The 12560-nt window shown below is 59.5% G+C and carries 7 protein-coding genes; 4 read left to right on the forward strand and 3 right to left on the reverse strand.

Annotated features, from left to right (window positions below; translation table 11 throughout):
- The first annotated feature begins 194 nt into the window (after nucleotides 1-194).
- The 4 genes from gltB (at nucleotide 195) to ACONT6_RS18415 (ending at nucleotide 9155) form a co-directional block, all read left to right on the forward strand.
- The gene (gltB, locus tag ACONT6_RS18400; protein ID WP_428819819.1) at nucleotides 195-4646 is read left to right on the forward strand and encodes a glutamate synthase large subunit; all 4452 of its coding nucleotides are present in this window, start codon (nucleotides 195-197) and stop codon (nucleotides 4644-4646) included.
- A gap of 15 nt (nucleotides 4647-4661) precedes the next feature.
- The gene (locus ACONT6_RS18405; protein WP_428819820.1) at nucleotides 4662-6080 is read left to right on the forward strand and encodes an FAD-dependent oxidoreductase; all 1419 of its coding nucleotides are present in this window, start codon (nucleotides 4662-4664) and stop codon (nucleotides 6078-6080) included.
- Between the two features lie 416 nt (nucleotides 6081-6496).
- Entirely contained in the window at nucleotides 6497-7576 is a 1080-nt protein-coding gene (hemE, locus tag ACONT6_RS18410; protein WP_428819821.1) for a uroporphyrinogen decarboxylase, read from the forward strand.
- A gap of 196 nt (nucleotides 7577-7772) precedes the next feature.
- A complete protein-coding gene (locus tag ACONT6_RS18415; RefSeq protein ID WP_428819822.1) occupies nucleotides 7773-9155 on the forward strand; it encodes an HD-GYP domain-containing protein in 1383 nt (460 codons plus the stop codon).
- Between the two features lie 57 nt (nucleotides 9156-9212).
- On the opposite strand, the gene ACONT6_RS18420 is transcribed toward ACONT6_RS18415, so the two are convergent.
- The 3 genes from ACONT6_RS18420 to ACONT6_RS18430 form a co-directional block, all read right to left on the reverse strand.
- Nucleotides 9213-10442: an MFS transporter gene (locus tag ACONT6_RS18420; RefSeq protein ID WP_428819823.1), complete on the reverse strand. Its 1230-nt coding sequence runs from the start codon at nucleotides 10440-10442 to the stop codon at nucleotides 9213-9215.
- A 206-nt stretch (nucleotides 10443-10648) separates the two neighbouring features.
- Entirely contained in the window at nucleotides 10649-11500 is an 852-nt protein-coding gene (asd, locus tag ACONT6_RS18425) for an archaetidylserine decarboxylase (protein WP_428819824.1), read from the reverse strand.
- A gap of 230 nt (nucleotides 11501-11730) precedes the next feature.
- Nucleotides 11731-12537 (reverse strand): sulfurtransferase, encoded by an 807-nt coding sequence (locus ACONT6_RS18430; RefSeq protein WP_428819825.1) that lies wholly within the window; start codon nucleotides 12535-12537, stop codon nucleotides 11731-11733.
- Nucleotides 12538-12560 lie beyond the last annotated feature (23 nt).

Consider the following 12560-nt stretch of genomic DNA (forward strand, 5'->3'; position numbering starts at 1 on the left):
ACCCAAGCCCCTAACGCGGGCTTTTTTTGTCATTGGGGTACTGAAATCTCAGTGGAATCTGCGGCACCTTTGGCTCGAAAGTAGATAAATATACCCCCGTAGCAGCCTGCAGGCTGTGAACTGATTGTCACCGCAATAGATCCGCGGTGGGCCGTCGGAACCGGAGGGGTAGCGATAAAACTTTGAGGAATTCTATGGGTAGCGGTCTGTATCGATTGGATGAGTTCAAAGATAACTGTGGATTTGGTTTGATTGCCCACCTGAAGGGGCAGACTAGCCACAAGTTATTGCAAACGGCGATTGAGTCGCTGACTTGCATGACTCACCGCGGCGGTATTGCCGCCGATGGCAAAACCGGTGACGGCTGTGGCTTGCTGCTGCAGAAGCCGGACCGCTTTCTGCGCACCGTGGCAAAAGAGGCTTTTGGTAGCGAGCTGAGCGACCTGTATGCCGTGGGCTCCATCATGTTGCCGCTGGACGACGCCGAGGCGGCAGGTGAGCGCGCAATTCTCGAGAGCGCGCTGCAGGAGCAAGGCCTGCAGGTGGCCGGCTGGCGCGTGGTGCCAACCAATGAAGAGTGCCTGGGGCCGATTGCCCGCGAATCTCTGCCGCGCTTCGAACACCTGCTGATCAACAATGCCGATGAAGCCTACGAGCAGGCGCAATTCAACGCGCGTCTGTATGTGGCTCGTCGCAAGGCCGAGCAGCAACTGGGAGCGGGCACCTATATTGCCAGCCTTTCCACCGCCGTGGTGTCCTACAAGGGCCTGATGATGCCCGCGGACCTGCCGAAGTTTTTCCCGGATCTGGCTGATCCGAGCCTGGAAACCGCGATCTGTGTTTTCCACCAGCGCTTCTCCACCAACACCATGCCGCGCTGGCCGCTGGCGCAGCCGTTCCGCATGTTGGCGCACAACGGCGAAATCAACACCATCACCGGTAACCGCAACTGGTCTGTGGCGCGCACCAACAAGTTCGTCACTGAACTGGTGCCGGAATTGACCGACCTGCAGCCGCTGGTAAACCGTGTCGGCTCCGACTCCTCGAGCCTCGACAATATGCTCGAGCTGCTCACCGTGGGCGGTATCAATATGCACCGTGCGATTCGCATGCTGGTGCCGCCGGCGTGGCAGAACGTCGACACCATGGATTCCGACCTGCGTGCGTTTTACGAATACAACTCCATGCATATGGAGCCCTGGGACGGCCCCGCTGGCCTGGTTCTGACCGACGGCCGCTACGCGGTGTGTACCCTCGACCGCAACGGCCTGCGTCCGTCCCGCTGGGTGATCACCAAGGACGACTTCATTACCGTGGCGTCGGAAGTGGGTACTTACCACTACGATCCGGCCGATGTGGTTGCCAAGGGGCGCCTGGGTCCGGGCCAGATCTTGTCTGTGGATACCCTGAAAGGCGAGCTGCGCCATACCGCGGATGTGGACAACGAGCTCAAGCAGACCCAGCCCTACAAGAAGTGGATGAAGGAAAAGGCCCGCCGTATCCGCTCCACCCTGGTAACCGCGCCGGTGGACAACAATTTCTCCATGGACCAGTTCAAGGTCTACCAGAAGCTGTTCAGTTCCTCTCTGGAAGAGCGCGACCAGGTGATCCGCCCGCTGGCCGAAGCCGGTCAGGAAGCGGTGGGCTCCATGGGCGACGATACACCCATGGCGGTGTTGTCCGAGGGCAACCGCTGTCTGTACGACTATTTCCGCCAGCAGTTTGCGCAGGTGACCAACCCGCCCATCGACCCGCTGCGGGAAACCATCGTAATGTCCCTGGAAACCTGCCTGGGACGCGAGAAGTCTGTATTTGAAGAAACCGTCGAGCACGCCGACCGGGTGATCCTGTCCTCGCCGGTACTCTCACACATGAAGTACACCGCGCTGCTGGATCTGGGGCGCGATGAGTTCACCGCCAAGGTGTTCGACCTCAATTACGACCCGGCGCAGCTGGACCTGAAGAGCGCGATCGAAAAACTGTGCAGCGACGTTGCCGAGTCCGTGCGCAAGGACGGCACCGTGATCGTGGTGCTCTCCGATCGCGATATCGAAGAAGGCAAGCTGCCCATCGACGCATTGATGGCCACCGGTGCCGTGCATCACCACCTGGTGCACAACGGCCTGCGCTGTGATTCCAATATTGTGGTGGACACCGCCACGGCGCGTGATTCCCACCAGCTGGCGTGTCTGATCGGCGTGGGCGCTACGGCGGTGCACCCGTATTTCTCCTACAGCATCATCAACCACCTGATCGAAACCGGTGAGCTGCTGCTGGACGCCGCCACTGCACAGAAGAACTACCGCAACGGCATCATCAAGGGCCTGCTGAAGATCCTGTCGAAGATGGGTATCTCCACCATCGCCTCTTATCGCGGCGCACTGCTGTATGAACTGGTGGGCCTGTCCCAGGACGTGATCGACCTGTGCTTCCCGGAAGCGCCCGCCCGTGTAGTGGGTGCCGGCTTTGCCGAACTGGAAGACGACATGCGTGCGCGTGCACAGCTGGCGTGGAAACCGCGCAAAAAAGTTTCCCCCGGCGGCCTGCACAAGTTTGTCTACGGCGAGGAGTACCACGCGTTTAACCCGGATGTGGTCAAGGCGCTGCAGGAAGCGGTGCGCACCGGTGACTACGGCGCTTGGCGCGACTATGCCACCCTGATCAACCAGCGCCCGGTCGCCACCCTGCGCGACCTGCTGGGGCTGAAAAAAGACGTGCAGCCGATTCCGCTGGACGAAGTGGAGCCCGCGGAAAATATCCTGCGCCGCTTCGACTCCGCTGCGATGTCCCTCGGTGCACTGTCGCCGGAAGCCCACGAGGCACTGGCTCAGGCCATGAACCGCCTGGGTGGTCGCTCCAACAGTGGTGAGGGCGGTGAAGACCCGGTGCGTTTCGGCACCGACAAGGTCTCCAAGATCAAGCAGATCGCTTCCGGTCGCTTCGGTGTTACCCCGCACTATCTGGTCAATGCGGAAGTGCTGCAGATCAAAGTTGCCCAGGGCGCCAAGCCCGGTGAGGGTGGCCAGCTGCCTGGCGGCAAGGTGAACGAGCTGATCGCGCGCCTGCGCTACTCCGTGCCCGGCGTGACCCTGATCTCACCGCCGCCGCACCACGATATTTACTCGATTGAAGACCTGGCGCAGCTGATTTACGACCTCAAGCAGGTCAACCCGGATGCGCTGGTTTCGGTGAAGCTGGTATCTCGCCCTGGCGTCGGCACCATTGCCGCGGGTGTGGCAAAAGCCTATGCGGACCTGATTACCATCTCCGGTTACGACGGCGGTACCGCGGCGAGCCCGATTACCTCCATCCGCTACGCCGGCTCCCCTTGGGAGCTGGGCCTGGCGGAAACCCACCAGACCCTGCGCGCCAACGACCTGCGCGGCAATGTGCGCGTGCAGACCGACGGCGGTCTAAAAAGTGGTCTCGACGTGGTCAAGGCGGCCATGCTGGGGGCGGAGAGCTTCGGCTTCGGCACCGCGCCGATGGTGGCGCTGGGCTGTAAGTACCTGCGTATCTGTCACCTGAACAATTGCGCTACCGGTGTCGCTACCCAGAACAAGGATCTGCGTGACGATCACTACATCGGCACCGTGGAAATGGCGATGAACTTCTTCAAGTTCGTGGCCGAGGAAACCCGCGAGTGGATGGCGAGCCTGGGCGTGCGCACCATGGACGAGCTGGTGGGTCGTGTGGACCTGCTGGAAACTCTGGAAGGGCGCACTGCCAAGCAGAAAACCCTGGACCTGTCGCCGCTGCTGCACACTGATGCACTGCTCGACACCAAGCCGCAGACCTGTCAGCAGGCGAGGAACGAGCCGTGGGACAAGGGTCTGCTGGCCGAGCGCATGGTGGAAGAAACCCTTCCCTCTATCGAAAACCTGGCCGGTGGCGAGTTCAGCTTCAAGCTCACCAACTGCGACCGCTCCATCGGTGCGCGCCTGTCCGGTGAGATTGCCAAGCGCCACGGCAATCAGGGTATGGTCGATGCGCCGATCAAGCTGCGCCTCACCGGTGTTGCCGGTCAGTCCTTCGGTGTTTGGAATGCCGGCGGCCTGGAGATGTACCTGGAGGGCGACGCCAATGACTATGTGGGCAAGGGCATGGCCGGCGGCAAGCTGGTGATCCGTCCGCCCCAGGGCAGCAGCTTCAAGTCGGAAGAGACCAGCATTGTCGGCAACACCTGCCTGTACGGCGCCACCGGCGGCAAGCTATTCGCATCCGGGTGTGCCGGTGAGCGCTTCGGCGTACGCAACTCCGGTGCCTTCGCAGTAGTGGAAGGTGCGGGCGATCACTGCTGTGAATACATGACCGGCGGCATGATCGCGGTGCTGGGTAAAACCGGGGTCAACTTCGGTGCCGGCATGACCGGTGGTTTCGCCTACGTGCTGGATATGGATCGCGATTTCTTCGACAAGTGCAACCACGAGTTGATCGAGCTGCGCCGTATCAGCAGCGAGAGTCTGGAGGAATACCAGAGCCACCTGCGCGAAGTGATCGAAGAGTTCGTCGCCGAGACTGGCAGTGCCTGGGGTGAGGAGTTGCTCGACAACTTCGACGATTACCTCAACAAATTCTGGTTGGTCAAGCCGAAGGCGGCCAGCCTCGCCGGACTGCTGTCCGATGTACGCAAGCGCGGCGAATAAGGGGGATATTTACTTATGTCACAGCGTCTCAACAACGATTTCCAGTTTGTCGACGTGGGCCGAGTGGACCCCGCCAAGAAAGACATCATCACGCGCACCAATCAGTTCGTGGAGATCTACCAGCCTTACTCCGAGAAGCAGGTAGCCAGCCAGGCACACCGTTGCCTGGATTGCGGCAACCCCTACTGTGAGTGGAAGTGTCCGGTACACAACTACATCCCGAACTGGCTGCGTCTGATCAGCGAAGGCAACATCATGGAAGCGGCGGAGCTGAGTCACCAGACCAACTCCCTACCGGAAGTGTGTGGCCGCGTTTGTCCGCAGGACCGCCTGTGTGAAGGGGCCTGTACCCTGAATGACGGTTTCGGTGCGGTCACCATCGGCAACGCGGAGAAGTACATTACCGACACTGCATTCGCGCTGGGCTGGCGCCCGGACCTGAGTGCAGTGAAAAAGACCGACAAGCGCGTCGCGGTAGTCGGCGCGGGCCCCGCGGGCCTCGCCTGTGCGGATGTGCTGGTGCGCAACGGCGTGCAGCCGGTGGTTTTTGACAAGTACCCGGAAATTGGCGGCCTGCTGACCTTCGGTATCCCAGAATTCAAGCTGGAAAAATCCGTGATGCAGCAGCGTCGTGCGATTTTCACCGAGATGGGCGTGGAGTTCTGCCTGGAAACCGAGATCGGCAAGGACATCACCTTCGACCAGCTGATGGCCGATTACGATGCGGTGTTCCTGGCGATGGGTACCTACAACTACATGAAGGGCGGCTTCCCTGGCGAAGATCTGCCGGGCGTGTACGATGCACTGCCGTTCCTTGTGGCGAATGTGAATCGCAATCTGGGCTTTGAGAAGAAACCGGAAGATTTCATTTCCGTGCAGGATAAGCGGGTTGTGGTACTTGGCGGTGGTGACACCGCGATGGACTGTAACCGCACTTCCATCCGCCAGGGCGCCAAGCGCGTGACCTGTGCTTACCGTCGCGACGAGGAAAACATGCCCGGTTCCCGCCGTGAGGTGGCGAATGCGAAGGAGGAGGGCGTGCGCTTCCTGTTCAACCGCCAGCCGGTTGAGATTGTCGGGGACGGCAAGGTGGAAGGCGTTAAGGTGGTGACTACCAAGCTGGGTGAGCCGGACGAAAACGGCCGTCGTCGCCCGGAAGTGGTTCCCGGCTCCGAGGAAATTATTCCTGCGGATATCGTGCTGGTAGCCTTTGGTTTCCGCCCGAGCCCCGCCGAGTGGTTCGGTGACCATAATATTAAAGTTGCCGACTGGGGTGGTGTTGTTGCGCCGGAGAAGCAGGAATACAAGTTCCAGACTAGCAACGAAAAAGTCTTTGCCGGTGGTGACATGGTTCGCGGCTCCGACCTAGTTGTTACTGCTATCTGGGAAGGGCGTCAGGCTGCTGAGGGGATTCTCGACTTCCTCGAGGTTTGATTTTGGTTCTGTGGTCCCGATAGTTGGGTTCTGTGGCGGTGCTGCTACCGATAAAGGTTTGCCAGCAGCACCTTCGATTCGGAGATCTGTGTTTTATCGGTACCTCGAGGAATTTACCTTGTGGTTCCAGAATTAACCGAACTCTGAGGCACAGGCTTTGATACCGGGGATAGCTTTGTGGGACCGTCTGCGGCCAGGACGGCCGCAGTCGAGCCCCCATGGATGGGTTTACGGCGGGTCCCACAAAGCTCTCCCCGGTACCAAAGCCGCCACTTGGCTCAACTAACTGCGTACCCCAATACCCTCCAACAATAGCGAGCCTTAATCAGGCGGATAAATCCACTATTGACCCCACATCTGTCCTAAAAGTCCCCTCACGAGTACAATGGCCGCCCATTTACCCAACCGTTGCGCCCATGTCCGATACCAAGTTCGCCCCGCTTAAAAACGACCGATTCCTCCGTGCCCTGCTGCGCCAGCCCGTTGACCGCACACCCATGTGGATGATGCGTCAGGCCGGTCGCTACCTGCCGGAGTACCGCGCTACTCGCGCCAAGGCCGGTACCTTTATGGACCTGTGCCGCAACACCGAACTGGCTTGCGAAGTCACCCTACAGCCGCTGGAGCGCTATCCCCTGGATGCCGCCATCCTGTTCTCCGACATCCTCACCATCCCCGATGCCATGGGTCTCGGCCTGTATTTTGAAGAGGGCGAAGGCCCCAAATTCAAAAAGCCCGTACGCACCAGTGCCGATATCGCGGCGCTCGAAGTGGTGAATACCGCGAAAGACCTCAGCTACGTGACCGATGCGGTGACCACTATCCGCCGCGAGCTCAATGGCCGCGTGCCCCTGATCGGCTTCTCCGGCAGTCCCTGGACCCTGGCTACCTACATGATCGAAGGCGGTTCCAGCCGCGACTTTGCCCGCGCCAAGGAAATGCTCTACAACCGTCCAGAAGACATGCACCAGTTGCTGACCGTGCTGGCGGATTCCGTGATCGATTACCTAAACGCCCAGATCCGCGCTGGTGCGCAGACGGTGCAGATTTTTGACACCTGGGGTGGGGCCTTGAGCCACACGGCCTATCGCGAGTTTTCCCTGCAGTATATGGCGCGTATCGTTGACGGGCTGATCAAGGAGCAGGATGGCCGCCAGGTGCCGGTGATTCTGTTTACCAAGGGCGGTGGCCAGTGGCTCGAAGCCATGGCCGATAGCGGTGCTACCGCGCTGGGACTGGACTGGACCACCGATATTGCTCAGGCCCGTGCGCGGGTGGGCGACCGGGTTGCCCTGCAAGGCAATCTGGATCCCTCAATCCTGTTGGCGAACCCGCAGCGAATCCGCGAGGAAGTCGCTGCCGTGCTGGCGGGCTTCGGTAAGGGCAGCGGCCATATCTTCAATCTCGGTCACGGTATCACCCCGAAAGTCGACCCAGCCCATGCCGGCGCGATGTTTGATGCGGTAGTGGAGCTGTCGCCGCAGTATCACCAGTGACCCGAAATGCGGTCTGTGAACGCTTACTGACCGATTTAGTGTGACATGCATCACAAAAGCGGTGTCTACTAGAGAGTAGAATCGTGTGACAATCCGCCCCGCTTTGGCTTCTAGCGGGGTTTTAGTGTGTCGGCTGTGCCGTTATCTGGCTGACACCAGCATTACCCAAAACAAAAAAATACGCGGCAACTATCAAGTGGCAATCCAGCAGGCGAAAGTATTCGTTGAAGACTTGCAGCGAGGCATGTTTGTGTCTCGCCTGGATCGCCCGTGGACGCGTACTCCCTTCGCCCTGCAGGGCTTTTATATCCGCGATCTGGAAGAAATCCGCCAACTGCAAAAATACTGCCGCTTTGTGTATGTTGACGTTGCCAAGACCGTTGGCGACGTGGGCGTCAAGTTACGCAAGCTGACCCGCGCAGCCAACGAACAGATCGCAGCCCAGAAACAAGCTCAGGTACGCGGCGCCCCGCGCCGTATACCCGTCGCCATCAACTGCAAGCCGGTACAGGTCAAGCACGACAGCTACGCCCCCCCCGAGCCTGCGCGCAAGGAAGCGGCGAAAGCCAAGCAACTCCATGAGCGAATCATTCAGGGGATGCACGAGGTCATGGTGCAGGTGAAGTCGGACCGGCCTCTGCCCACGGCACAGGTCAGCCAGACGGTCACTCAGATGGTGGACAGTGTGCTGCGCAGCCCCGACGCTTATTCCTGGCTCGCGCGGGTGCGGGAAAAAGATGAGCACACCTACAGCCACTCGGTGCGTGCCAGTGTCTGGGCTGTGGTTTTCGGGCGGCACATTGGCTTGCGTCGCCAGGAGCTGGTGCAGCTGGGCATCGCCACCCTGCTGAAGGATGTTGGCAAGCTGTATCTTTCCGATGCCGTATTGAAGGCGGAAAAGCGCGATCCGCGCGACGAGCTGGAATACCGCAAGTTCGTGGATTACAGCGTGAAGTTGTTGTCCGCCGACGGAAATATCGATCCCCAGGTTGTGACTATTGTGCATTGCCACAAAGAGCAGCACGATGGCAGCGGCTACCCGCGCGGGCTCCGCGGTGGGCAGATTCCGGTGCTGGCACGTATGTGTGGGATTGTGACCTTCTATGATGAAGCGACCAACCCGCGCGGGGCTGAGTTTCCACTGGCGCCGTCCAGGGCGGTGGCGCAGCTGTATGCGCTGCGGGATTGCGCATTCCAGGAACAGCTGGTGCTGGAGTTTATCCAGTCCATAGGCCTGTATCCCACCGGTACTCAGGTGGAACTTTCCACTGGTGAGCTTGCGGTGGTGGTGGAGCAGAGCCACAAGCGCCGATTGAAGCCGAAAGTGATGCTGGTGACCGACGCCAACAAAAAACTGCTGGAAAAGCCGCAGCTGTTCGACATGGCGGCGGATGATGACCGCAAGCAGTCGCTGGTGGAAAAGGGCAAGAAATCCCTGCGCGATGCCGGTTTCATTACCATCCTGCATGATCTGGATCCGGTTCGCTACCCGCAGGTGGATGTAGCGAAAGTGCGCGACCAGTATCTCTTCGAGCAGCGTCTGCCCGCATTTATCGCGCGTTTTATTCCGAACCGCTGATTTCCCGACTCAGTGTCGAATTCCTTCTATTTTATTTTTCTCGATTGAAGCGCGTTTTCAATTGGCAGCTTGCTGTGGCTCCTGCTTTGCGGTCCAGGGTGCGAATACCGCAAGCAGGCAGCCGCCGAGAATGATTGCTGCCAGCAATAAGCTCACGCCGCGTACATCCATTCCCCGGTCCAGCAGAAAACCCAGTAACAGTGGCGACGCAGCCGTTGAGAAAACCATGCACGCCTGGGAAACGGAGCGGATCGCACCGAGATGGGTGCTGCCATAACGCTCGGGCCACAAAGCACTGCCGGCGGTGCCGGTACCGGCCTGGGCCACGCCAATCAGCGCGAGATAAACGTAGGGCACCCAGGAATCCTGGCGCAGGGCTAATAGCAGCAACGCGACAATCATCGGCAGCAGCGCCAGTGGCAGGCTGCGCTGTGCACCGAAGCGGTCCACCAGCCCCCCGGCAAAAAACAGGGCCAGCAGATGCCCGGCGGCATAGCCCCCGAAAGCGCCGGCGAGAACGCTCATCGACCAGCCCCGCTCGTCGGCAATGGCGGCCTGGTGAAACAGTACGGCAGTGACCACGAACGGGGTCATTAACACGGCTGGCAGCAGGCAATAAAAACCGCGATCCCGCAGTACCTGGGTGCGGGTGTAGTCGTTTTCGCCGCTGATAGCTGCGCTCTCAATTTGACTATTGTCTTCCCCGGTATTGCCGGCGAGCCATAACAGGGTGGGTAACACCGCCAGCATCAGCACACCGGCGGCCAGCCACCAAACGCTGCGCCAGCCGCTATTTTCGATCATCAGCGATCCACCTGTGGGCAACAGGGCTTCGGCGATGGGGAATCCGAGCGCGGCCAGGGCGATCACCTTGCCGCGATTGGCTGTGAAATGGCGTCCCGCGGTGGTCATCCCCATATGGGTCATAAATCCCTGGCCGGCAAACCGCAACAGGAAAAATCCCGGCAATAGCATCCAGGCACTTTGTGCAGCGGCCAGGGTCAGGCAGCCGGCGCTCAGTAAAAGTATGCCCAGGGTGGCGACCCGTTTCAGTGGCCAGCGATCTACCAGAGTGCCCGCGCCCAGCAAAACAAATGCGGACAGTAGGGTGGCAACACTGTAACTGGCACCGTACCAGCTGTTGCTCAGCTCAAACTCCTGCCGCAGGGCGCCGCCGAAAATTGCGATAAAGAAGGTCTGGCCAAACCCGGAGGCAGCGACGGCTAATAGGGCAAAAAAAGCGAGCTTGGGATTACTGCGGATAAAATCTGGTACTGGTGGGGGCATGGCTTCTGCTGAAGTGGAACGCGAGTACGGGGTTTTGTGGCGCCCCAGCTACCGGATACTTGTTTGCGAGACACGCCGTAAACCCATCCATGGGGGCTTGTCGAAAAGGTCCCTCTTTTCGACAGTCTCGCAAACAAGTATCCGGTAGCTGGGTCTTCGCTTCGACGTTGTTATTACGAAACGACTATGAGGTTGTTGCGGAGAAATTAAATCAGGTCTCCGAAATGCTCACCCATTTTCACCGGAGTTTCCGCGGCGAGTTCTTCTGCCCATTTCACTTTGTCAGCACCGAACAGCAGTACCACGGTTGAGCCGAGCTTGAAGCGTCCCATTTCTTCGCCTTTTTTCAGCGCGATGGGTTTTTGTTCGTCGTAGCGGGTGGTGCGGATCTGACGCTTGATCGGTGCTACCTGGCCGGCCCAGACGGTTTCGATCGCGGCGACAATCATGGCGCCAACGAGAATCATGGCCATGGGGCCGGCGGCGGTGTCGAAGATACACACAAGGCGTTCGTTGCGGGCGAACAGGCGGGGTACGTTTTCTGCGGTGGTGTTATTGACGGAGAAGAGTTCGCCGGGCACGTAGATCATGCGCTGCAGTACGCCGTCGAGGGGCATGTGTACACGATGGTAATCCTTTGGCGACAGGTACACCGTGGCGAAATTGCCGCCGGTAAATTGTGCGGCGACTTCGGGATCGCCACCGACCAGTTCGAGCAGGCTATAGTCCTGGCCTTTGGCCTGGAAAATACGACCGTTGTGAATTTCGCCCAGCTGGCTGATGGCGCCGTCAGCACAGCCGGCGATGGTGCTTTCACCTTCGACGATGGGGCGGGCGCCGTCTTTGAGGGCGCGGGTGAAGAAGTCGTTGAAGCAGGTGTAAGCGGTGTAGTCCTCTTCGAGGGCTTCGCTCATGTCGACTTTGTATTTTTCTACAAACCACTTGGTGAAGGGGTTTTTGATTCCGCCGATACGGGTTTCTGCCAACCATCCAGCAGCGCGGGAGAGCAGGTGCTGGGGAGTGATGTATTGCAGGAAGATAAACAGTTTCGGGTGCATGTAAGTATTGTGGTCCCGTTAATTGAGGTTTGATGCCAGATTCTCGCAGTGGTCTGGCGGATTTTTGTAGCGGCCTGGCACCGGGGATTTATTTTCGAAACCGCTGTGAATACATCCCTGTACGCTGCGTCGGCGACGTCCATGTCGCCGACGCTTTCGAAAATAAATCCCCGCCGCCAGTCCTTCGCGTCAAAGTGTTTTGCTTTGTTCGCGTGCTGAATATCTCAGAATCAATTTTCAACCGGTGTGTCTGGCAAGTTTCCCCACTCACTCCAAGAGCCAGGATAGGCCTTGATCGGAAATCCGAGAGACTTGCCAACCAGCCAGGTAAATGCCGAGCGGTGGTGGCTCTGGCAGTGGGTGGCAATTTCTTTGCTGCCGTCGATGCCAAGCGCGGCGAGAAATTCCCTGGCATCGGTGCGAATACGCAGGTCCCGCTGTGGGTCCATCAGTTGTGTCCAATCGCAATTGATCGCGCCGGGAATATGGCCGCCTTTCATTGCCAGCAAGCGTTCGCCGCTGTACTCCGAGGGGGAGCGGGCGTCCCAGATTTGCAGGTTGCCCTGATTCAGGCGTTGCTGGATCTGATCGGCGTCGAGTATCGGCGCGTCGTCGGCGATCTGGATTTCTATATCACTGGGGGTGACGGTGACATTTTCTGTGGACAGCGGCAGGCCGGCATTTTTCCAGGCGTGCATGCCACCATTCAGGTAGCTGTATTTTTTGTGGCCGATGACTTCCAGGGTCCACAGCAGGCGTCCGGCCCAGCCGCCGCCTTCGTCGTCACAGGCGACGATATGGGTTTCCGGGGTGAGGCCCAGGGCGCGGAAGACTTCGGTGAGGCGTTCTACCGAGGGCAGTTTGCCGGCGGCGGGTGGGGTGCCGGCCATCAGGGCCTGGAAGGGCAGTCCGAGGGCGCCGGGGATATGGCCTGCGAGGTAGTTCTGCGGGCTGCTCAGGTCGACGACCCGTATTTCCTCGTGTTCGAGCAGTGGCGCCAGTTGTTCGGGTTCCAGGATCAGGGGTACATCACTCACGTGAGATTCCTTGTCGATGTGTT

The organism is Microbulbifer sp. MCCC 1A16149 (genome assembly GCF_050368945.1).
Lineage (GTDB): Bacteria > Pseudomonadota > Gammaproteobacteria > Pseudomonadales > Cellvibrionaceae > Microbulbifer.

Coding starts and splice junctions, on each gene's coding strand:
- gltB (WP_428819819.1), top strand. CDS start 195: ATGGGTAGCGGTCTGTATCGATTGGATGAGTTCAAAGATAACTGTGGA.
- ACONT6_RS18405 (WP_428819820.1), top strand. CDS start 4,662: ATGTCACAGCGTCTCAACAACGATTTCCAGTTTGTCGACGTGGGCCGA.
- hemE (WP_428819821.1), top strand. CDS start 6,497: ATGTCCGATACCAAGTTCGCCCCGCTTAAAAACGACCGATTCCTCCGT.
- ACONT6_RS18420 (WP_428819823.1), bottom strand. CDS start 10,442: ATGCCCCCACCAGTACCAGATTTTATCCGCAGTAATCCCAAGCTCGCT.
- asd (WP_428819824.1), bottom strand. CDS start 11,500: ATGCACCCGAAACTGTTTATCTTCCTGCAATACATCACTCCCCAGCAC.